The sequence below is a fragment of the Mesorhizobium amorphae genome, assembly GCF_014843845.1.
GTDB classification, from domain to species: Bacteria; Pseudomonadota; Alphaproteobacteria; order Rhizobiales; family Rhizobiaceae; genus Mesorhizobium; species Mesorhizobium amorphae_A.
Map to the genome: position 1 here is coordinate 36,402 of NZ_JHQS01000015.1, position 21,245 is coordinate 57,646.

A 21,245-nucleotide genomic window follows, 5' to 3' on the forward strand; every position below is an offset into this window, starting at 1 on the left:
GCATATAGAGGGGAAGCGCGACAAACGCAAGCGCTGCGCCGACTTATGGCTCAGCGTGCGGCGATCAGTGCACCGGTGCCGATCATGGCGCTGCCGGCAAACCTGTTCATCAGGCGCATGCGGCCCGGCGTCCTGAACCAGCCGGAAGCCCTTCCGGCCAGAGCGGCATAGACACCCATGGTGACGATGTTGACGCTGATCACGACGGCAATCACCAGCACTCCGTCGGCGAAGGTCATCGTGTCGAGGTCAAGGATCAGCGGCATGATGGAAGCGTGGAAAAGGATCGCCTTCGGATTGCCCAGGGCAATGGACGCACCGAGGAAAAACGATCGGGACAGCCTTGGCTGCGCCGCAGTCGGCCCATCGGATTGCGCGGCTGCCGACCGCCACATCCTGATGCCAAGGAACACCAGATAGGCGGCACCTGCATATTTCAGGGCGAGAAACACCCATTCGAAGGTCTGCGCCAGCGCCACAAGGCCGAGCAGCGCCAGGATCACCAGCACCGCGTCGCCGGCGGCAATGCCGACGCCGGCCATGAAGGCGCGAACGAAGCCGCGCGAGACGCCGTTGGTGATGACCGCAAACATCGCCGGACCGGGCGTTGCCGCCGCAAGCGTGATCGCGGCGCAGTAAGCCAGAAATGCCGTCAATGTCATGGCCGTCTCTTCCCGTTCGGCACTCGCACCCGCCGGAAGATCGCGACGATCTCCTCGCGGCTGCATTCGATGGCGCCGAGCCGCACCGCGCGGTCGCGCTCGAAGCCGGTTATGTCATAATGCGGCGCCGATGTCCTGGGTGGTCCTTGATAGGATGAACGCTTGACGCCGAGCGCGGCCGCAAAGCGATGCAGTTCGTCGGTGTCGTCGGCCATCAGATGGCACCAGCGGTGGCCGGCCCATCTCCAGATTGCCGCGTCGACATAGACCGCCATGAGGCTTGCCGCACTCCCGATTTCTCTCTGGCAGCCATGCGATTAGCCCGGCGTCCAACCTCAGCGATGATAGAAGGGATTCGGATAGGAAATGAAACCGCCGCTTGCGTCGAGACCAGCCACGATGCCACTGATGGCTTCCTGCATACGCGACCGCAATTCGTCGAGCGCCTCGTCGACCGAGCCTTCAAAGGTATGCAAGCCCAGCGGTTCCGGCACGCGGATGTGGGCGCGGCGCGGTCCGGCCGGCTGCGGAATGAAGCGGTTGAGAGTATCGCGCAGCCTGCCCTTGCAATAGTCGTTGCGGATCCGCTTCAGATGCTCGGCGATCTCTTCCTGCGTGACCGTCGGACTGACTGACGCCCAAGGCCCGAGCCGCTGCAGGCGCTGGATCGTCTCGGTAAGCGCGCGGACCTTTATCGATCTCTCGGCGTCGCCGGCGTTTTCACGCAGCCAACGGCGTGACAGGCGCAGCAGTTCGATGATGTCGCTGATGGCGGTGTCGGCCGAAATGATCTCGCCGAGCCGGTGGCGCAGTTCGATCAACAATGCCTTTTGCAGCACGTCGTATGGGAGCCGCCGATCGGACACCATGCCCCAGTCGGCCACGTCGCGCGATAACAGCGTCGAATAGATATGGTGGACACGCTCCGGCAGCGTTTCGGCGGAGCGGTCGATCCCCAGCCTGCGCTCGACATAGGTGCATTCCTTTGCCAGCGCCGGCTCGACATTGCCGGTGAAAGCGAGTTTCCAGACTACCGGCGCGACCCAGACCTTGAAATCGGCAGCCGTGCCTCGGCCACGCTTCAGCGCCTCGAACCCCATCTCGACGGCGCCCGGAAGCAGCGGCGCAACGACATTGCCGTGCCAGCCGACGCTACCTTCCGGGTGCAGGAGCACGCCGTGCCCTTGCAGTGCCCAGCTGACCGAGTGTTCCTTGGCGGCCTGGCTGTTGCCGGGAATCTGGGCGATCAGATTGTTAGCCAGCCAGAACTTCTGCATCAGCCGGCCGAGCCCGTTGACGACCCCATGCGTGGCCCAGGACGCAGCGAGCGGGCTGACCTGCGAGACGACCTCCTTGTCGATCATCCAGTCGGTGAAGAACTCAGGATGGTTGGGGGTGATGAACGTCGCCTTGCCGGCGCCGCAGCAGGCCTTCAGCCGCTCGCGGTCGGCGTCGGGAAAGTGGATATGGCGGACATTGGCGACGCCGCGCAGCCCGGCCAGCCGGTTGAACGGCAAGAGATCGCGAAACCCCGGCACGCCGCGCAGCATGACGATGCGGTTGAAGACCGTCATGACCCTGATCAGCGCCGGATTGGGCCGCGGCGGAACAAACACGTCGATCCTGCTCAAGCTGCACTCCCCCCGAATATGCTTGAAGGGAAAGCTGGGGCCTGATTGCGGCGCGTTCAAGTCGAGCGCGGGGTCGTGGTTAACTCAAAGCGGGGTGGGCGCTACTTCGCCGGACAGGGCTTCGACTGGTCGAACAGGGACAGGTTGACCAGCTTGCCGGTCATCGAGAACTCGCCATAGTCCATGGTGAGGTCGCGGGTGATGCCGTTCTCGTGCAGCTTGAAGCTGATCCGGTATTCCGGCACCTCTTCGCCGGTTTTGTCGGTGTCGTCGAAATAGGCGATGTCGACCGGCCAGTATTTGTCGCCGGCAAGCTTGGCCAGCGCCGGCGCTTCCGGATCGGCCTTGTCGCCGTCAGCCTTCTTGCCGACGATGACGGTGGTGGTCATCACCTTGTTGGCGTCTTCCGAGCCGTCGAAGAGATTGGTTTCGTAAAAATTTTCGCCCTTTTCCGCCTTGCCGATCAGCTCGACCAGATGCTGGGTCGGAAACTGCGTAGCGGCGAGCTCCAGGCTGTTCTTTTCCGGTTTGTCGATATCGACCTTGAGGCCCTTGGCCTCCTTCGTCGCAGTGCCCTTGACCTCCTTGTCGAGATTCTGATCGACGAAGGATTTCGTGACGAAGGAGAAGGTCTTGCCCTCGGCATCCTCAAAGGTGGTCGTCTGCTGGTCGGTCAGCCTTGTGTTGTCGTTGGTGACGATCTGGGTGACGAAGCGGAACTTGACCGTATAGCCCTCGCAGGGCGAGCCGTTGAACTCATAGACCATGCGGCCCGATATGCCGGTGATTCCCGAGCGATCGGAGGCCTTGCTCAAGGTGAGATCGTAGACGGCGCGATGCGCCTGCAGGGCCGGCACGGCAAAGGCTGGAGCCATCGAGAAGAGCGTTGGCAGCAGGACGGCGTGGAAGGCAAGGCGCGTTGCGCGCATATGGTGCTCCGATCGTCGCGGCTGATGGCAGGCCGCAGGGAAAGATGGTCCAGCTTAAAAAAAGTCATGGCGGAAGCGAGGCAAAAATAGCAATTTCGGCCCGGCTAACGCGGCGCCTTCCAGCAATAGGGAAATACGATGAGTGAAACAATCGAAAAGCGGCTAAGCGATCTCGGCGTGACGATTCCCGTCGCCGCCGCACCCGCCGCCAACTACGTGCCCTATTGCCGAACCGGCAACTTGCTTTTCACCGCCGGGCAATTGCCGCTCAAGGACGGCAAGCTGCAGGCGAGCGGCCTGCTTGGCCGCGACGTCGACACGGCGGTCGGCAAGGAAGGCGCAAAATACTGTGCGATCAACATTTTGGCGCAGGCCAAGGCGGCGCTCGGCGATCTCGAGAAAATCCGCCGCGTGGTGAAGATCACCGTCTTCGTCGCATCGGCGCCGGATTTCGTCGAACAGCATCTGGTCGCCAACGGCGCTTCCGATTTTCTGGTCGCTGCACTTGGCGAGCGCGGCAAGCATGCCCGCTCCGCCGTCGGCAGCGCCTCACTGCCGCTTAATGCCGCAGTGGAAATCGAAGCGATCTTCGAAGTCGAATAGAGCAGGCGCAACCATGACCGATCTTGCCTGGCTGACGGCCCGCCCTGTCGCGCACCGCGGCTTCCACGACATGAACAAGACGCGTTGGGAAAACACGCTGTCGGCCTTCGAAGCCGCCGCCGAGCGCGGCTATGCGATCGAATGCGACGTCCACCTGTCGTCGGACCGGATCCCCGTCATCATCCATGACGGCGACCTCAAGCGACTGACCGGCCAGGACGGTTTCGTCTGGCAGCGAACGGCGGCCGAACTGACGTTGCTCAAGGTCGGTGGCACGTCGGACCACGTGCCGACGCTGCAGCAGGCGCTCGACCTGGTCGACGGCCGCGTGCCGCTGGTCGTCGAACTGAAGGGCGTTCCCGGTCACGACCAGGGCCTGGTGGAGAGCGTCGGCAAGATGCTCAGGCGCTACAGGGGCAAGGCCGCGATCATGTCGTTCGACCACTGGCTGGTCCGCGACTTTCCGAAACACGCGGCCGGCATCCCCGGCGGACTGACAGCCTATGGCAAGGACAATCAGCTGATCGAAGCGCATTTCTCAATGCTGGCGCATGAAATCGCCTTCGCCTCCTATGCCGCGGGCGACTTGCCGAACCCGTTCGTCAGTTTCGTGCGCGACCGGCTGAAAATGCCTGTCATCACCTGGACCGTGCATGACCAGCCGGCGGTGGACCTGACCTTCAGATACGCCGACCAGATGACGTTCGAGGGTTTCGACCCCGATCTCGTAAAGGTGGCGTGATCCAGGCTTGCACGGCCCCATAGGGAGCTTAAATAAGCCTCATGGATCAGGGTGACGACGGCGATGGGCAAACGGCGAATGCGGAGTTTTCGATCCGTGTCGCCGCCGGCATCGGCGCCTTCACCTGCGATGAGTGGAACGGCTTCGCCGGCACCACGAGCGGCGATGCAGAAAATGGCTACAACCCTCTCGTTTCATACGCTTTTCTGAGCGCGCTCGAGGATTCCGGCTGCGCCGTGCGGCGCACCGGCTGGCAGGGCCATCACCTCAGGCTGGAGACCGCGCAAGGCAGGCTGCTCGGGGCCGTGCCCTGCTATCTGAAATCGCACAGCCAGGGCGAATATGTCTTCGACCATGGCTGGTCGGATGCTTTCGAGCGCGCCGGCGGGCGCTATTACCCAAAGTTGCAAAGTGCTGTGCCGTTCACGCCGGTTACCGGCCCTCGCCTTCTGGTCAACAAGGGCGAGGACGCCGGCACGGTGAAGGCCGGCCTTGCCGCTGGTCTCAAGATGGTGACCGACAAGCTCGGCGTGTCCTCCGCCCATGTCACCTTTGCCGGCGAGAGCGATGTCGCAACGCTCGAGGCAGCAGGCTTCCTGCATCGCACCGACCAGCAGTTCCATTTCTTCAACGAAGGCTTTTCGAGCTACGACGACTTTCTCGCCACGCTCGCCTCGCGTAAGCGCAAGGCGATGAAGAAGGAGCGGCGCGAGGCGCTGGCCGACGGCATCTCGATCGACTGGCTGACCGGCAAGGATCTGACCGAAAAGGCCTGGGACGATTTTTTCGCCTTCTACACGGATACCGGCAGCAGGAAATGGGGCCGGCCGTACCTCAACCGCGAATTCTTCTCGCTGATCGGCGAGCGGATGGCCGACGACATCCTGCTGGTCATGGCCAAACGCAACGGGCGCTACATGGCCGGCGCCATCAACTTCATCGGCTCCGATGCGCTCTACGGGCGCAACTGGGGCTGCATCGAGGACCACCCGTTCCTGCATTTCGAGGTCTGCTACCACCAGGCGATCGACTTCGCCATCGAGCGCAAGCTGAAGGTGGTCGAAGCCGGCGCGCAAGGCGAGCACAAGCTGGCGCGCGGCTACCGTCCGGTGACCATGCATTCGGCGCACTACATCGCGCATCCCGGCCTGCGCAACGCGGTGGCCGACTATCTCAGGCGCGAACGCCGCGAAGTCGAGCGCATGAGCGAATATCTCGAGGACCACACGCCATTCCGCAAGGATCTGGCGGAATAGCTGAAGCTTGGTCGGGGTCGCCTTGCCGCGCGATGGCTGCTTCGCTAAACGGGCTGGACAATTATCTGGAGGGCACGCCATGGCGGAAGCCAGCTACGATCCCGGCAACATCTTCGCGAAAATCCTGCGCGGCGAAATCCCGTCGCATCGCGTCTATGAAGATGACGCGGTCGTCGCCTTCATGGATGTGATGCCGCAAGGGACCGGTCATACGCTGGTGGTGCCGAAAGCGCCGTCGCGCAATCTGCTCGACGCCGATCCGGCGACATTCGGTCCGCTTTTTGCAGTTGTGCAGAAGGTTGCGCTGGCCGTCAAAAAAGCCTTCGCCGCCGATGGGGTCACCATCCTGCAGTTCAACGAACCGGCATCGGGACAGAGCGTCTATCACCTGCATGTGCACGTCATTCCGCGCTTCGACGGTATTCCGTTGAAGCCGCACTCCGGACAGATGGAGAAGCCGGAGGTGCTGGTGGAGAACGCCGAAAAGATACGGGCCGCGCTGGGAAGCTAAGCCGGCCGCAAGTTCAGCCAGCCGGCGATTGCGCCAGTCTCTGAAAGGCGGTCGGCTGCGTGCCCAGTTGTTGCTGGATTGCCTGTGCACACCGTGCCGGGCTGAGCTGCGACGTATCGACCTCCAGATCGTAGAGGCCTGGCTTGTGGACCGCCTCCTGCCAGAGGCGGACCGGCAGCGGTGCCGGATCATCACGCGATCCCGTCACATAGCCCTCCGCGGAAGTCTGCGCGCGCCTTTCAAGGATCACCTCGATCGGGCAGCGAACTCCGACGAAAAGTGCCGGCAGGCCGGCGAGCCGCCGGGCGCAATCGGCAAGTATGTTGAGCGGCTTCGAATAGGCGTCGTGGTGACCGACATCGGCGACGACATTAAGCCCTGACCGACTGTGGGCGGCAATCGATTCATAGAGCGCGGCGTAGAATTGGGGTAGGCACATTTCGAGATCGGGACGCTCTCCGCCGGGGCGAAGGCCGATGCCGGGACGATAGCTTGGCGGGGTGATCCGTGCGTAAACGTCGACGCCCAGATTCATCCAGGCGCCGTCGAACGTCTCCTGGATCACCTGGACAATGCTCGACTTTCCCGATCGCGGCGCGCCGTTAAGAACGATGATTTGCCCGAGTTCCACGCGGCATCCTCCTACCAACGAAAAAAGCCCCGTTTCCGGGGCTTTTTGACTATTTGACTCGGAGGCTTGTCAGCCCTTGCGTGGCAATTGCGGCACCAGGCTGCGCTTGCCGCCGTCCTTGCCCTTCGGCTCCGGCTTCTGCGCCACCACTTTTTTCGCGGCCGGCTTCTTCGCCACGGCCTTGCGTACCTTCGGCGCCTCGTCCGGCTCTTCCTTCTTCGGTTTCACTGGCGCTTCGTCGGCCAGCGATTCGAGTTTCAGGCCGGTCTCGCCGGTTTCCTTCTTCTCGACGGTGACGCGCACTGTGCCGCCCTTCTTCAGCTTGCCGAACAGCACCTCGTCGGCCAGCGGCTTCTTGATGTGCTCCTGGATGACGCGGCCGAGCGGACGCGCGCCCATGCGCTCGTCATAGCCCTTGTCGGCCAGCCACGAGATCGCCTCGGGCGACAGGTCGAAGGTGACGCCACGCTCGGACAGCTGGGCCTCCAGCTGCATGACGAACTTCTGCACCACCTGATGGATGACCGGCACCGGCAGCGAGCCGAACGGGATGATCGCATCCAGGCGGTTGCGGAACTCCGGCGTGAACAGCCGGTTGATCGCCTCGACATCGTCGCCTTCGCGCTTGGTCGAACCGAAGCCGATCGCCGCGCGCTGCGCATCGGATGCGCCCGCATTGGTGGTCATGATCAGGATGACATTGCGGAAGTCGATCTGCTTGCCGTTGTGGTCGGTCAGCTTGCCGTGGTCCATGACCTGCAACAGGATGTTGAACAGGTCCGGATGCGCCTTCTCGACCTCGTCGAGCAGCAGCACGCAGTGCGGATGCTGGTCGACGCCGTCGGTCAACAGGCCGCCCTGGTCGAAGCCGACATAGCCGGGAGGCGCGCCGATCAGCCGCGAGACGGTGTGGCGTTCCATATATTCCGACATGTCGAAGCGGATCAGCTCGACACCGAGCGAGGCGGCGAGCTGCTTTGCCACTTCGGTCTTGCCGACGCCGGTCGGGCCGGAGAACAGGTAGGACCCGATCGGCTTTTCCGGTTCGCGCAGGCCGGCACGTGCCAGCTTGATCGCCGAGGTCAGCGCGGTGATCGCGGTATCCTGGCCGTAGACGACGCGCTTCAGCTCGATGTCGAGGCCCTGCAGCACCTTCTCGTCGTCAGCCGAAACCGTCTTCGGCGGGATGCGCGCCATGGTGGCGATCGTCGCTTCGATCTCCTTGATGCCGATGGTCTTCTTGCGCTTGGCCTCCGGCACCAGCATCTGCGAGGCGCCGGTTTCGTCGATCACGTCGATCGCCTTGTCCGGCAGCTTGCGGTCGTTGATGTAGCGCGCCGACAGCTCGACCGAGGCCTTGATCGCCTCGCTCGTGTAGCGGACCTTGTGGAACTCCTCGAAATAGGGCTTCAGGCCCTTCATGATCTCGATGGCGTCCTCGATGGTCGGCTCGTTGACGTCGATCTTCTGGAAGCGCCGCACCAGCGCGCGATCCTTCTCGAAGAACTGGCGGAACTCCTTGTAGGTGGTCGAGCCGATGCAGCGGATGGCGCCGGTCGACAGCGCGGGCTTCAGAAGGTTCGACGCATCCATGGCGCCGCCCGACGTCGCCCCTGCCCCGATCACGGTGTGGATCTCGTCGATGAACAGCACGGCGCCAGGATAATCCTCGAGCTCCTTGACGACCTGCTTCAGCCGCTCCTCGAAATCGCCGCGATAGCGGGTGCCGGCGAGCAGCGTGCCCATGTCCAGCGCAAAGATAGTTGCGTTGTGCAGCACTTCCGGCACATCGCCTTCGACGATGCGCTTGGCCAGACCTTCGGCGATCGCCGTCTTGCCGACGCCGGGATCGCCAACGTAGAGCGGGTTGTTCTTGGAGCGGCGGCACAGCACCTGGATGGTGCGGTTGATCTCGCTCTCGCGGCCGATCAGCGGGTCGATCTTGCCGGCCTTGGCCTTGTTGTTGAGGTTGACGCAATAGGCGGTCAGCGCGTCCTGCTGCTGCTTCTTCTTGCCGTTCTCCTCTTGCGGCTCGGCGCCATTCGGGCCGCCCTGCTCGTCATCGGCGCCGCGCGGGGTGCGGCTCTCCGAGGCGCCCGGGCGCTTGGCGATGCCGTGCGAGATGTAGTTGACCGCGTCGTAGCGGGTCATCTGCTGTTCCTGCAGGAAATAGGCGGCGTGGCTCTCGCGCTCGGCGAAGATGGCGACGAGCACGTTGGCGCCGGATACTTCCTCGCGACCGGACGACTGCACGTGGATGACGGCGCGCTGGATGACGCGCTGGAAACCGGCGGTTGGCTTGGAGTCTTCGTCGTAGCCGGTGACGAGATTGTCGAGCTCCGTGTCGATGTAGGTGAGAACGGTGTGCTTCAGCTCGTCGAGATCGACGTTGCAGGCGCGCATGACGGCGGCCGCCTCGGTGTCGTCGATCAGCGCGAGCAGCAGGTGTTCGAGCGTTGCATATTCATGGTGCCGCTCATTGGCGAGCGTCAGCGCCTGGTGAAGCGCCTTTTCCAGGCCTTGGGAGAAAGCCGGCATGTTACCTCACTTCTTCTCCATCACGCATTGCAGCGGATGCTGATTCTGTCGTGCAAAATCCATGACCTGGGACACTTTGGTCTCGGCCACCTCGAATGTATAGACCCCGCACTCGCCCACTCCATGATTGTGAACATGAAGCATGATGCGTGTGGCGGCTTCGCGGTCCTTCTGGAAAAAACGCTCCAGGACGTGAACCACGAACTCCATGGGCGTGTAGTCGTCGTTGAGGATGAGGACCCGGTATAGGCTGGGCTTCTTGGTCTTGGTCTTGGTGCGCGTGATAACGGCAGTGCCGCGACCGGCCTCGTTGCCGTCGCCGTCACTTTGCATCCGCACCACGCCTGCCGTGGCAGTCAAACCGATCGTCACGTAGTCCTGCCTCTTTCGAATCCCCATGCGAGTTCGACATGTAGGTGTTCGATGGACGATTTTAAGCCCTTCTGGTTAGCTGACAATATGGCTAGGTGGGCAAACTTGAGCGATTTTGAGAATCGTGAGGACATAAAGCCCCGGAATTGAACCGGGCATGAAAAAACCCGGCCACGCATCCGCGACCGGGTCTGTCCTGCAGGCCCGCAGGCCGTTTTTCAGTGCCGTCGGGCGAAATTACTTCGCCTTGGCGACGATCGATTCGAACGGCTTGTAGGCTTCCTTGGCGAGCTCGGCATAGAGGTCACCGATCTTGGTGGCTTCGGCGACGAAGCTCTCGTAGCTCTGCTTGGCGTAGTCGGACTGGATCTCGATCGCCTTGTCCAGCGACTTGGCCGAAAACAGCTTCTCGAACGCGGCGCTGCCCGCTTCGAAGCTCTTCTTGGTGTACTCGCCAGCCTCGGTGGCGATCGCCTGCGCACCCTTCGAGAGGGAAGCGAAGCTCTTCAATCCGGTGTCGGCAAACTCTTTGCCGTATTTGCTGAAGTCCTCATAGGTCTGGGTCATTTCACGTTTCCCTTTGGTTGAAACGCCCTTTAGCCCCGGGCGCCCTTGTGCAATGCACGATGAATATATTGTGCGCTGCACAAAAGTCAAGTTTTTGCCGGTTTTGTGGGCGCCGCTGCGCCGGCAATGGATAAAATTCGAATAAAGGGAGGCTCAAACGCAAAGAAAATGGTGAACGCGGCGGTTACCATAAACGGATTGGTAACGCCGACCGCGATAGTTTGGCCGGAAGCGAGGCAGGTCCCTTTGCCGCCTCCAAGGCAATGAAATTCAAGGGAAGTATCAGTGCGTCAGGCGTGGTCGGGCTTAGTCTCCAAATCCTCAATCTCCTTCAGGGCGGTCATGATCGTCGCTTTGGCGATGGCGGTCGTCCTCGGCGACGTGGCCTCGTCGATGGCGGCCAAGTCCGCGGCCATCGTCGTCGATGCCAAGACCGGCAAGGTGCTCTATTCGTCCGACGCGAACGGTCGGCGCTACCCCGCCTCGCTGACCAAGATGATGACGCTCTATCTGACCTTCGAGGCGCTGGCCAAAGGTCGGATCAGCAAGAACACGCCTGTGCCGTTTTCGGCCCGTGCCGCGGCCGAGCCGCCGACCAAGCTCGGTGTGAAAGCTGGCCGCGCGGTTTCGGTGGAGACGGCCATCCTGTCGATGGTGACCAAGTCGGCCAATGATTCGGCGACCGCGCTCGGCGAACTGCTCGGCGGCAGCGAGCCCGATTTTGCCCGCATGATGACCGCCAAGGCACGCGCGCTCGGCATGAACGGCACCGTGTTCCGCAACGCCAACGGTCTGCCCGATCCCGGCCAGTTCACCACCGCGCACGACATGGCGATGCTTGGCATAGCGCTCAGGGAGCACTTCCCCCAATATTACGGCTATTTCTCGCAGCGCTCCTTCCTCTATGGCCGCCAGCGCATCAACGGTCACAACCGCCTGCTCGGCCGCATCAAGGGCGTCGACGGCATCAAGACCGGTTACACCCGCGCCTCCGGCTTCAACCTCGTCTCGTCGGTTTCCGATGGCAACCGCCGCCTCGTCGCCGTCGTCATGGGAGGAACCTCGGGCCGCAGCCGCGACAACCAGATGGCCGGGCTGATCAACGCCTATATGCCGAGGGCGTCGACCCGCGGCGGTGGCGCCCTGATCGCCAAGGCCGGCGGCGACAGTCCGATCCGCGCGCTGGCCAAGGTGTTCCTGCCGAAGCACGATGCGCCGACCCCGGACGAAAAGCCGGCGGTCGAAGAGGATACCACGGTTGCCTCGGCGGACGACAGCGCGCCGGTCGTCGAAGAGACCGCTCCCGTCGTCCAGATCAAGAAGGTCAAGACGGTGGCCGTCGCCGCCGCGACCGAGGTTCCGGCGCCGCAAGTCGTGGCCGCCTATGCCGAGCCGGCGCCCGCGCCCGCGGTCGACCCGGTCAACACCGCTTCGGTGCCGTCGGGCTGGGCAATCCAGGTCGCCTCCTCGCCAAAGCAGTCCGAAGCCCAGGCCTTCCTCGACAAGACGAGCAAGCAGGCGCCCAAGGTCCTGGCCGATGCGGCTGGCTTCACCGTCGCCTTCGACAAGGACGGCGTGACCTACTATCGCGCCCGGTTCGGCGGCTTCGGTTCAAAGGACGCCGCCTGGAACGCCTGCAGTGCTTTGAAGAAGAAGAAAATCGCGTGCTACGCCGTCCAACAGTAGGACGGCGCTGGAATCTCCCGGGAAATTTTTGCGTCGAAGGAGACTAATTGTGGTTGGAGAGCAGGACGTCCTTGGCTTCATTGATCCGCGCCGCAAGGAACGACGTGCCACCGATATCGGGGTGCAGGCGCTGCATCAGGCGGCGGTGCGCCTTGCGGACATCCGCCGCGGCGGCCCCCGCTTCAAGACCAAGGATCTTGTAGGCCTCCTCCTTAGTCATGGCGCCCGCACCTGGCGCAACACCCAGCCCTTCGCCACCATCCGGCTCAGCGTTTTTGCGCCAGACGGGAAACCTGCCGTCAAGATACGTCTCTAGCAACTGGCGGCTCTCGGGATCGCCCGGGAGCTCGCGATAGAGCTGCTGCAATTCCGCCAGGCCCATCGAGCCAAGCATCTTGCCTTCGTGGCGTCCGGCCAGCACCAGGCCTTCCAGCCCGCCGGTCTGGTGATCGAGTTCCATCTCCAGCGCCGCGGTGCGCACAGTCGAACGCTTGCTGGCCGCCGGCTTCGATGTCGGCCGCGCCATCCGCATCGAACCATACCAGGCGGCCGCGCCAAGCAGCATCATGCCGCCGACGCCGCCGCGGCCCGCGACAAGCACGGCTGCACCGGCCAGTGCCAGAAGAACCGGCCCCAGCGTCTTCAAGCCGTCCGCAACCTTTGCCGGATCGGCGCGCACGAAAATCGCCGCGACGCCAAGAAGCACCAGAACCAGTGCAACAAATGCGATGATTGCGCCCATCAGCTCCCGCCGCCCCGCAAATGCTCGATCAGCAGCCGGTCTCCCGGCCTGCCCCTGGCTTCCAGCGCCTTCAGTCCACCGGTCGCGAACATGGCGACCGCGGAAAGCATTCCTGCCAGGGTCGCGGCAGCCCGCCGATCAAACCGGAACCAAGCCCCTTTGGACAGCCGCGCGATTTCCTTGAACGCCTTTTCCGCGCCGGAATCATGACCTTCCTGGAAGACGAAGACCGGAACGCCATGCAGACCGAGGCTGGCGGCCTTGTCGGCCAGGTCGTCGGGGTTTTCTTCCATCGCGTCGCCGATATAGACAAGGGCATTGACCTTGGCCTTGGCCGTCGCCTTCAGCGCATGGGCGAGCACCTTGCCGATCTGGGTGTTGCCGCTGCGGCATTCAATGCCGGTCATCAGCTGCTTCAAGGCATTGGTGTCGGTGACGAAATCGGACGAGCGGCATTCGCCAAGCCCCCGGAAATAGACCAGTTGGACGCTGAGGCTGCCGACCTTGCCGACGGCGTCGAACATCTCACCCTGCAGCGCATTGGCCAGATCCCAGGTCGGCTGCCGGCTCATCGTTGCGTCGAGGGACAGGATCAGACGGCCCACGCCGGTCGCGGACACGGCAAGGGTCCTCGCCTGACGGATAAAGGCATCGATCTCGCCGGCGCTGGATTGAGGTTTGACCGGCGCAGAATCGGCCTTTGCGGGCACGGGCTGCTTGTTGTCGCTCATGAGATCAAGATGTGGCGCGACGGCAGCGCTTGCAAGTCCCATCATGGGCGACATGAAGGACCAGTACGGCCGGGCAGGAGAAGCGGTTTCAGGACAGCTGACTAAAGCAGGCCGAGTTCGGCCAGTTCGAGCCGCAGTTTCGGCGGCATCTCGGCAATCGCGGCCTTGCCCTTGCCGAGATCGGAGGGCGCATCGGACGGCTTCAGGTATCGCCAGCCCTGGAAAGCGCGGCGCGGCTGCCAGTCGGTGCGCACGACTTGCGGGTCGAGCATAAGATGGCAGCGGCCGATGCCTTCGTCATCGGTGAACGGCCGGATCTCGGTGATCAGCTGGCGGCACTGCACATTGCCTTTGATCACCCAATAGAGCGAGCCGCCATCGGTGATCTCGGCGCCACGCGTCGGCACCATGCGGGTGGTGTGCCAGTGTTCCGCAGGCTCCCCGGCGCGGCGGCGCTCATCGAGCCGAAAGGCGATCCACTCTTCCAGATCCTCGACGCTGTCGCAGCCGACGCAAAGTTTTAGGAGATTGAGAGCCATGGCCCAAGATTTAGCCTGACAGCCCAGCGCGTCAACGGCCTCATCGACTTCTCCACAGTGCCAGTACGGAACGCCGGGGTCGGCTCAGCACTCCACCACATTGACGGCGAGACCGCCAAGGCTGGTCTCCTTGTACCTCTCGTTCATATCGAGGCCGGTTTGGCGCATGGTCTCGATCGCCGCGTCGAGCGGCACGAAGTGAACGCCGTCGCCCTTGATCGCCAGCGAGGCGGCGGTCACGGCCTTGACGGCGCCGAGTGCGTTGCGCTCGATGCAGGGCACCTGCACCAGTCCGCCAACAGGATCGCAGGTCATGCCGAGATGGTGTTCGAGCGCGATCTCGGCAGCGTTCTCGACCTGCTCGGGCGTGCCACCCATGACGGCGCAAAGCCCAGCCGCCGCCATCGCCGAGGCCGAACCCACCTCGCCCTGGCAGCCGACCTCGGCGCCCGAGATCGAAGCGTTGGTCTTGATGATGCCGCCGACGGCCGCCGCCGTCAGCAGGAAGTCGCGGATGCCCGGCTGGTCGGCCTCGGGATGGAAATGCAGCCAGTAGCGCAGCACCGCCGGCAGCGTGCCGGCAGCGCCATTGGTCGGCGCCGTAACGACTCGGCCGCCGGCGGCATTCTCCTCATTGACCGCCATGGCATAGATCGACAGCCAGTCATTGGCGAGCAGCGGATTGGGCCGGTTCTGCTGCCATTCTTCCTGCAGCTTGTCGTGCAGCCGGCGGGCGCGGCGGCGCACCTTCAGCCCGCCGGGCATGATGCCGTCCTGCGACAGGCCGCGGTCGATGCAGCCCTTCATGGCGCTCCAGATGGCGTCGAGGCCGCTGTCGAGCTTCTCGCGCGACATTTGCGTCTCTTCGTTGACGCGCTTCATCTCGGCGATGGAAAGCCCGCTCCTGCCCGCCATCGCCAGCATTTCGACGGCATTCTTGAAGGGGTAAGGCACCTTCTTGCCTTCGATCGTCACCGAGCCCTTGGCCTTCATCCGCTGCAGCTCTTCGTCGGAAACGACGAAGCCACCGCCGATCGAATAATAGATGCGCTTGAGCAGCAGGCGGTCGGCGGCATCGTAGGCGTAGAAGGCCATGCCGTTGGCGTGGCCGGTCAGCGGCGTCTTCTTGTCGAGTACCAGATCTGTCGCCGAATCAAAGCGATAGGCGGGGTGTCCGGGCGGCGAGATCCGCTTGTCGGCGGCGATGCGGGCGACGATGCCGTCGGCCTGGTCGGGATCCACCGTCTGTGGCGTCTCACCGGCCAGCCCCAGCACCACGGCGCGGTCCGAACCATGGCCGATGCCGGTATAGGCGAGCGAGCCGTGCAGGCTGGCGGCGATGCGGTCGACCCTGGCGCCGGCCGGGCGTGGCCAGTCGTCCCCGGCAACCTCGTCGAGGAAACGCCGCGCGGCCGTCATCGGCCCCATCGTGTGCGAGCTCGACGGGCCGATGCCGATCTTGAACAGGTCGAAAACCGAAAGGAACACGCGGCGCTGTCTCCTGGACCCTTTGAAGCTTGGACCCTTTGAAACCTACATATAGGAATTCTCATGATGTTTCCGCTGTTTTGAAGATTACGGCGCGGCGCCCGCCGACCTTGTTTGCTCCTGCAGCGACATTGGTTGCTAGACCATGACGGCGCGATTAATCTGCCCTTGCGCCCCCGAAGGCGGCGCCAGTGCCTTGCTTGTCACTTACCCAGGGAGGAAGCAATGCTCGCCTTGAATGCCAAGCCGGATCCGGTGGGTATCGTGCCTGCCCAGACAGCCATCATTGTGGTGGACATGCAGAACGCCTTTGCTTCGGCAGGCGGCATGTTCGACCTGGCAGGGTTCGACATATCCGGCGCGGCACCAGCCATCGAGGCCAACAAGCGCCTGCTTGCTGCCGCGCGCAAAGCGGGCGTGACGGTGGTCTATCTGCAGATGTCGTACAGACCCGATCTCAGCGATGCGGGAGATCCCTCCTCACCGAACTACCACAAGGAACTGGGGATGGTCATGATGCGCGGGCGCCCGGAGCTTCGCGGCAAGCTGCTGATCGACAACAGCTGGGATTGGCAAATCGTCGATGCGCTGAAGCCCGAGCCCGGCGACCATGTCATCCGCAAATCCCGCTACAGCGGCTTTTGCAATACCGGCCTGGAGGCGTATCTGCGAGCCCGCAAGATTCGCCATCTGCTGTTCACCGGGGTCGCCACCAATGTCTGCGTCGATGCAACGGCGCGCGACGCCTACATGCTGGAATTCTGGCCGATCCTGGTCGAGGACGCGATGAACCATTCTGGCCCGGACTTCAACCGCCAGTCAACGCTGTGGAATTTCGAAAACGCGTTCGGATGGGTCACCAGGACCGACATGGTCATCGACGCCTTGCGCGTGAAAACTGCCGAACCGTTGCCGGCCTAGCCGGTCATCGAAGCGGCCGCCTTGCCTGTGGTACAAAGGAACATGGGCGATTCCTTCCATCTGTCGACGGCCGATCTCGCGGCACTGGGCTTCTTCCTCCTCGTGTGGGTGCTGCATACGCTCGCCTCCGACGGCAGGCTGGTCAGCCGTGTGTCGCTGACGACGGCGATGAACGCGCAGCGCGAGACGTGGATGCGGACCATGGCCGAGCGCGAGATCCGCATCGTCGACACCGCCATCATGAGCGGCCTGCAGCAGGGCACCGCCTTCTTCGCGTCCAGTTCGCTGATCGCGCTCGGCGGCTGCTTTGCGCTGCTTGGCGCCTCGGATCAGGTTCTGGCGGTGCTGAGCGACTTGCCGTTGAGTGCGACCCCATCGCGCCCGGCGTTCCAGATAAAAGTCTTCGGCCTGGTGCTGATCCTCGCCTTCGCCTTTTTCAAATTTGGCTGGGCCTATCGGCTGTTCAACTATTGCTCGATCCTGATCGGCTGCGTGCCGATCTCGCATGGCGAGGCCTCACGCAATCCGACTACCGAAACAGCGGTCTGGCGTGCGGCGCGCATGAACATGCTGGCCGGCAAGCATTTCAATTCCGGCCTGCGCGGCGTGTTCTTCTCGATCGCCTATCTCGGCTGGTTCGTCGACCCGATCGTGTTCGTGCTGTCGACGCTGCTCTTGCTTGCGGTGCTGGTGCGCCGCCAGTTCTTCTCCGCCGCCAGACAGGCGGTGATCGGTCAGCCGCCGGGCGCCGGAAACGGGCGATCGATCCGGCCGGACAGCCAATAGGCAAAGAGGCCGATCCATTCGCGCATTGCAATCGTCGTGGTCTGTATCGAATCCGCAGAGTTGTCGCGGAACAGGCCGACGCCCTCCTTGCCCGAGGTGCGGTAGTCGACCGGCCAGGGAATGGTCGCGAAGCCGGCCTTGTCGAACAGCGCCTTGGCGCGCGGCATGTGAAAGGCCGAGGTCACCAGCAGCCAGGTCTCGCCGGGCTTCGGCGTCACCAATTGCCTGGTGAAGACGGCATTCTCGTAGGTGTTGCGGGACTTGTTCTCGAGGATCAGCCGGTCGGCCGTGACTCCGAGCGCCGTGAGCAGGCGGGGTGCAGTGTCGGCATCGCCCTCGCCATCGAGAAAGAGTTCGCCTGTGCCGCCCGAGACGACCACTTTCGCACGGGGAAAGTGCCGGGCAAGGATCGCCGTCTCGACCATGCGGTCGCCGCCGCTGTTCAGCTCGTAGCCGCCACGCACCAGATTGATGGCGCCCTCGAAGCCGCCGCCGAGCACGACGATGCCGTCGACCTTCTGTGGCAGCGGCGGCTTGGGAAAGCGCTCTTCAAGCGGATTGAGCAGCATGGCGCCGAGCGAGCTCCAGGCCGCAAGCGCGAGGATCGGAAAAGCCATCACGCTGCCCGTGACAAACAGTTTTCTGCGCCCAAGCAAGGCGCCAAGCAGCCCGGCCAGCAGCAGGAAGATCGCCAGGTTGAGCGGCTGAATGAAGAACCAGAAGATTTTGGAAAGATAGAAGAACATAAGAGCCGGATGCCTTCTCGGAATACCCGTCGATTTATACGATGGCTATAGCCTGGCAAGACCGCGGTATCTTACAAATAAGAATATATGATGGCAAATATGCAAATTGGAATTGCCGTTAGCGCCAAAACGTAAAAGCCGATACCGAGCCAATACATTTTTGGTGCTTCGCTCTTCTGATGTAGTCCCGTCTTTGTCTTGAATGTCTTCGTTTTGAATGCTGAAATCAACACAGGAACACCGTGCCAAAGCCAGTAGCAATAAAGCGGCAGAAGGATGGCCAGCAGTAACAAGCTGGCATATCCATGCGACATGATCTTTTCGTTTTCTACCACCACTTCTCCGGCTGAAATGTGCCGGCCGCCTGCTCGATGACATAGGCGGTCTGGAACAGCGTTTCCTCGTCGAAGGGACGGCCGATCAGCTGCAGGCCGAGCGGCAGGCCCTTGGCGTCGAGGCCGGCGGGCACAGCGATGCCGGGCAGGCCAGCCATGTTGACGGTCACGGTGAAGATGTCGTTGAGGTACATCTTGACCGGATCGGAGGCCATGTCCTCGTCGGCAACGCCGAAGGCAGCCGACGGTGTTGCCGGGGTCAGGATGACATCGACGCCGGCAGTAAACACGTTCTCGAAGTCGCGCTTGATCAGGGTGCGCACCTTCTGCGCCTGCAGGTAGTAGGCATCGTAATAGCCGGCCGACAGCACATACGTGCCGATCATGATGCGGCGCTTGACCTCGCGGCCGAAACCGGCGGCGCGGGTCCTCTCATACATGTCGATGATGTCCTTGCCCGGCACGCGCAGGCCGTAGCGGACGCCGTCATAGCGGGCGAGGTTGGATGAGGCTTCGGCGGGCGCGACGATGTAATAGGCCGGCAGGGCGTATTTGGTGTGCGGCAGCGAGATGTCGACGATCTCGGCACCGGCATCCTTCAGCCAGGCAATGCCCTTCTGCCAGAGGGCCTCGATGTCCTCCGGCATGCCGTCGACGCGATATTCCTTGGGAATGCCGACTTTCATGCCCTTGATCGGCTTGCCGATCGCCGCCTCGTAGTCCGGAACGGGACGGTCGACCGAAGTGGTGTCCTTCAGATCGACGGAGGCCATCGACTTCAACAGGATCGCGGCGTCGCGCACGTCGCGGGCGATCGGGCCGGCCTGGTCGAGCGACGAGGCGAAGGCGACGATGCCCCACCGCGAGCATCGACCGTAGGTCGGCTTGATGCCGACCGTGCCGGTGAAGGCGGCGGGCTGGCGGATCGAGCCGCCAGTGTCGGTCGCCGTGGCGCCGGCGCAGAGGAAGGCCGAGACGGCCGATGCCGAACCGCCCGACGAGCCGCCCGGCACGAGTTGGGCGTTGTCGAGCGTACGCGCGGTCTTGGTGCCGCCGGCCGAGACAAAGCCGCCATCCCCCTGATGCGTCGTCGGCATCACCACCGTGTCGAGGCGCGAGCGCCGCCACGGGTTGATCACCGGGCCGTAATGGGATGTCTCGTTGGACGAGCCCATGGCGAACTCGTCCATGTTGAGCTTGCCCAGCATGACGGCGCCGTCGGCCCACAGATTGGCGGTGACGGTCGATTCGTAACGCGGCTTGAACCCGTCCAGCACATGGCTGCAGGCCTGCGTGTGGACGCCTTCGGTGCCGAACAGATCCTTGATGCCGAGCGGGATGCCTTCCAGCGCACCGCCCTCGCCCTTGGCGAGTTTGGCGTCGGAGGCCTCGGCCATGTCGCGCGCCTTGTCGCCGGTGACTGTGATATAGGCATTGAGCACCGGATTGGCGCGCTCGATCGCCGAGAGGTAAGCCTCGGTGATCTCGGCTGCGGTAATCTCCTTGCCGCGCAGCTTGGCACGGGCCTGCGAAATCGTCAGATGGGTCAGGTCGCTCATCAGGCAAGGCTCTTTTCGTAAAACACCGACCACTCGGAGTCGGGATAATCCAGCACGGGGCCGCAGCGCGAGAAGCCGGCGCGTTCGTAGACGGTCCAGGCGGCGGGATGGCGGTCGCCGGTTTCCAGCACCAGACGCTTCAGCCCTTCGCTGCGCGCCAGCGCCTCGACCCGTTCGACGATCTTGGCGCCGATCTTGCGGCCGCGATGCGAGGGCCGCGTGTACATGCGCTTGACCTCGCCGACCGAGCCTTCATGGCGCTTCAGCGCGCCGCAGCCGATGGCCAGGCCGTTGTCGCGGGCGATGAAGACGCTCGTGTCCTCGCCGGCCATCTGCTCGACAGTCAGGTGGTAGCAATGTTCAGGCGGCGTCAGTTCGAGCAGCGTGGCGTTGAGCTCCTCGACCAGGGTGCGCACGTCGTCCTGCAGCGGCGTCTCGATGGCGATCTCGACTGCCACCGCCACCTACTCCACCACCTTGGGAACGAGGAAGAAATTCTCATCGGTCGCCGGCGCATTGGCGACGATGTCGGTGGCCTTGCTGCCGTCGGTGACGACGTCCTGCCGCTTCTTCATCTCCATCGGCGTGACCGAGGTCATCGGCTCGACGCCGGAGACGTCGACCTCGTTCAACTGTTCGACGAAGCCAAGGATGGCGTTCAACTCGCCGGTCATGCGCTCAGCGTCCTCTTCGCTCACCGCAATGCGGGCAAGGTGCGCGACGCGCTTCACTGTCTGAAGATCAACGGACATTTCTGTTGCCTCGGGAAAACCAGCGCTATAGCGGCGCGGCGCTTGCCGCGCAACATGCATCGTCACGCGGGCAATTGAGACTTTGGGCTCAAGGCAGAGCCACACCGTCGCACAGCACGTAACTGCCGCCGTTGCCGGCCTGCTCGCTTTCGTCGACGACCGGGCGGACCGAAACCAGGTCGATCTGAGTCGGGCTCATCTGCGTGACCGAAAGGACATCCGGAAAGACAAAGCCCGGCTCCTGGCAAATGGCGGTGACCGCCCAGCTTGGCGAGAGCGTTGCCTTGGTGACCTGAAGGAATTCGCAATTGTATTCGACGCTTTGCAGGCCGTGGGCCGACAGCACGATGTTGCCGGCGTCGATCACGCTCTGCAGCGTCTCCTTCTTGGCCTTGGTGCAGAGCTCCTCGGACTGGAGATAGACGCCTTCGATGAAATCCTCGGCCGCCGGCGCCGGAGATGCGGCGACCAACATCGAAACGCAAAGAGTCTGCCTCAACGCCATGGTTTCATTCCAT

At 63.2% G+C, this 21,245-nt stretch carries 25 protein-coding genes; 7 read left to right on the forward strand and 18 right to left on the reverse strand.

Translation table 11 applies throughout. The features are described 5' to 3' along the window. Positions 1-50: 50 nt before the first annotated feature. From DH08_RS07810 to DH08_RS07825, 4 genes are all read right to left on the reverse strand, one after another. Positions 51-662 carry a LysE family translocator gene (locus tag DH08_RS07810; protein WP_192178770.1) on the reverse strand — a complete coding sequence of 204 codons (612 nt, stop codon included), beginning with the start codon at positions 660-662 and terminating at the stop codon, positions 51-53. After that, positions 659-937, reverse strand: a complete 279-nt coding sequence (locus tag DH08_RS07815; RefSeq protein WP_192178771.1) for a DUF4031 domain-containing protein — start codon at positions 935-937, stop codon at positions 659-661. Before DH08_RS07815 ends, DH08_RS07810 begins: the two co-directional genes overlap by 4 nt. Positions 938-997: 60 nt before the next feature. Then, positions 998-2,293 (reverse strand): lysophospholipid acyltransferase family protein, encoded by a 1,296-nt coding sequence (locus DH08_RS07820; protein ID WP_192178772.1) that lies wholly within the window; start codon positions 2,291-2,293, stop codon positions 998-1,000. Between the two features lie 101 nt (positions 2,294-2,394). Beyond that, positions 2,395-3,222, reverse strand: coding sequence for a cell envelope integrity EipB family protein (locus tag DH08_RS07825; protein WP_192178773.1), 828 nt, complete (start codon positions 3,220-3,222; stop codon positions 2,395-2,397). A 138-nt stretch (positions 3,223-3,360) separates the two neighbouring features. Here DH08_RS07825 and DH08_RS07830 point away from each other — a divergent pair, with 138 nt between their 5' ends. From DH08_RS07830 to DH08_RS07845, 4 genes are all read left to right on the forward strand, one after another. Beyond that, positions 3,361-3,825 carry a RidA family protein gene (locus DH08_RS07830; RefSeq protein ID WP_192178774.1) on the forward strand — a complete coding sequence of 155 codons (465 nt, stop codon included), beginning with the start codon at positions 3,361-3,363 and terminating at the stop codon, positions 3,823-3,825. A 13-nt stretch (positions 3,826-3,838) separates the two neighbouring features. After that, a complete protein-coding gene (locus DH08_RS07835; protein WP_192178775.1) occupies positions 3,839-4,567 on the forward strand; it encodes a glycerophosphodiester phosphodiesterase in 729 nt (242 codons plus the stop codon). A gap of 41 nt (positions 4,568-4,608) precedes the next feature. Then, complete coding sequence (locus DH08_RS07840; RefSeq protein ID WP_192178776.1) at positions 4,609-5,823, forward strand: GNAT family N-acetyltransferase; 1,215 nt, start codon at positions 4,609-4,611, stop codon at positions 5,821-5,823. A 79-nt stretch (positions 5,824-5,902) separates the two neighbouring features. Then, positions 5,903-6,334: an HIT family protein gene (locus DH08_RS07845; RefSeq protein WP_192178777.1), complete on the forward strand. Its 432-nt coding sequence runs from the start codon at positions 5,903-5,905 to the stop codon at positions 6,332-6,334. A 13-nt stretch (positions 6,335-6,347) separates the two neighbouring features. Here DH08_RS07845 and DH08_RS07850 read toward each other — a convergent pair whose 3' ends face one another. From DH08_RS07850 to DH08_RS07865, 4 genes are all read right to left on the reverse strand, one after another. After that, positions 6,348-6,983 carry a chloramphenicol phosphotransferase CPT family protein gene (locus DH08_RS07850; RefSeq protein ID WP_210328570.1) on the reverse strand — a complete coding sequence of 212 codons (636 nt, stop codon included), beginning with the start codon at positions 6,981-6,983 and terminating at the stop codon, positions 6,348-6,350. A 51-nt stretch (positions 6,984-7,034) separates the two neighbouring features. Next, positions 7,035-9,503 carry an ATP-dependent Clp protease ATP-binding subunit ClpA gene (gene clpA, locus DH08_RS07855; RefSeq protein WP_192178779.1) on the reverse strand — a complete coding sequence of 823 codons (2,469 nt, stop codon included), beginning with the start codon at positions 9,501-9,503 and terminating at the stop codon, positions 7,035-7,037. 6 nt (positions 9,504-9,509) lie between these two features. After that, a complete protein-coding gene (gene clpS / locus DH08_RS07860) occupies positions 9,510-9,836 on the reverse strand; it encodes an ATP-dependent Clp protease adapter ClpS (protein WP_023671012.1) in 327 nt (108 codons plus the stop codon). Between the two features lie 276 nt (positions 9,837-10,112). Then, positions 10,113-10,442, reverse strand: a complete 330-nt coding sequence (locus DH08_RS07865) for a phasin family protein (protein ID WP_006205150.1) — start codon at positions 10,440-10,442, stop codon at positions 10,113-10,115. Between the two features lie 285 nt (positions 10,443-10,727). Here DH08_RS07865 and DH08_RS07870 point away from each other — a divergent pair, with 285 nt between their 5' ends. Continuing rightward, positions 10,728-12,128 (forward strand): SPOR domain-containing protein, encoded by a 1,401-nt coding sequence (locus DH08_RS07870; protein WP_192178780.1) that lies wholly within the window; start codon positions 10,728-10,730, stop codon positions 12,126-12,128. A gap of 43 nt (positions 12,129-12,171) precedes the next feature. Here the strand turns inward: DH08_RS07870 and DH08_RS07875 are convergent, their stop codons facing one another. The 4 genes from DH08_RS07875 to DH08_RS07890 form a co-directional block, all read right to left on the reverse strand. After that, entirely contained in the window at positions 12,172-12,870 is a 699-nt protein-coding gene (locus tag DH08_RS07875) for a DnaJ domain-containing protein (RefSeq protein WP_192178781.1), read from the reverse strand. Next, a complete protein-coding gene (locus DH08_RS07880) occupies positions 12,870-13,601 on the reverse strand; it encodes a vWA domain-containing protein (protein WP_192178782.1) in 732 nt (243 codons plus the stop codon). The genes DH08_RS07875 and DH08_RS07880 overlap by 1 nt, the downstream gene beginning before the upstream one ends. A 101-nt stretch (positions 13,602-13,702) precedes the next feature. Continuing rightward, positions 13,703-14,140 carry a DUF1489 family protein gene (locus DH08_RS07885; RefSeq protein WP_192178783.1) on the reverse strand — a complete coding sequence of 146 codons (438 nt, stop codon included), beginning with the start codon at positions 14,138-14,140 and terminating at the stop codon, positions 13,703-13,705. Positions 14,141-14,224: 84 nt separating this feature from the next. Further along, on the reverse strand, positions 14,225-15,628 hold the full coding sequence (locus DH08_RS07890) for an L-serine ammonia-lyase (protein WP_192178784.1): 1,404 nt from the start codon (positions 15,626-15,628) through the stop codon (positions 14,225-14,227). A gap of 225 nt (positions 15,629-15,853) precedes the next feature. Here DH08_RS07890 and DH08_RS07895 point away from each other — a divergent pair, with 225 nt between their 5' ends. Together DH08_RS07895 and DH08_RS07900 are read left to right on the forward strand one after the other, a co-directional pair. Next, the gene (locus DH08_RS07895; RefSeq protein WP_192179052.1) at positions 15,854-16,549 is read left to right on the forward strand and encodes a cysteine hydrolase family protein; all 696 of its coding nucleotides are present in this window, start codon (positions 15,854-15,856) and stop codon (positions 16,547-16,549) included. Positions 16,550-16,591: 42 nt separating this feature from the next. After that, positions 16,592-17,335: a DUF599 domain-containing protein gene (locus DH08_RS07900; protein ID WP_192178785.1), complete on the forward strand. Its 744-nt coding sequence runs from the start codon at positions 16,592-16,594 to the stop codon at positions 17,333-17,335. Here DH08_RS07900 and DH08_RS07905 read toward each other — a convergent pair. The 6 genes from DH08_RS07905 to DH08_RS07930 form a co-directional block, all read right to left on the reverse strand. Further along, entirely contained in the window at positions 17,284-18,081 is a 798-nt protein-coding gene (locus DH08_RS07905; protein ID WP_192178786.1) for a YdcF family protein, read from the reverse strand. The genes DH08_RS07900 and DH08_RS07905 overlap by 52 nt on opposite strands. A gap of 71 nt (positions 18,082-18,152) precedes the next feature. Beyond that, positions 18,153-18,416, reverse strand: a complete 264-nt coding sequence (locus DH08_RS07910; protein ID WP_192178787.1) for a hypothetical protein — start codon at positions 18,414-18,416, stop codon at positions 18,153-18,155. Next, positions 18,410-19,975, reverse strand: a complete 1,566-nt coding sequence (locus DH08_RS07915) for an amidase (RefSeq protein ID WP_192178788.1) — start codon at positions 19,973-19,975, stop codon at positions 18,410-18,412. The genes DH08_RS07910 and DH08_RS07915 overlap by 7 nt, the downstream gene beginning before the upstream one ends. Further along, a complete protein-coding gene (locus DH08_RS07920) occupies positions 19,975-20,433 on the reverse strand; it encodes a GNAT family N-acetyltransferase (protein ID WP_192179053.1) in 459 nt (152 codons plus the stop codon). The genes DH08_RS07915 and DH08_RS07920 overlap by 1 nt, the downstream gene beginning before the upstream one ends. 6 nt (positions 20,434-20,439) lie before the next feature. Beyond that, entirely contained in the window at positions 20,440-20,727 is a 288-nt protein-coding gene (gene gatC, locus DH08_RS07925) for an Asp-tRNA(Asn)/Glu-tRNA(Gln) amidotransferase subunit GatC (RefSeq protein ID WP_006202114.1), read from the reverse strand. Positions 20,728-20,815: 88 nt separating this feature from the next. Next, complete coding sequence (locus DH08_RS07930) at positions 20,816-21,232, reverse strand: hypothetical protein (protein ID WP_192178789.1); 417 nt, start codon at positions 21,230-21,232, stop codon at positions 20,816-20,818. Between the last annotated feature and the right edge of the window lie 13 nt (positions 21,233-21,245).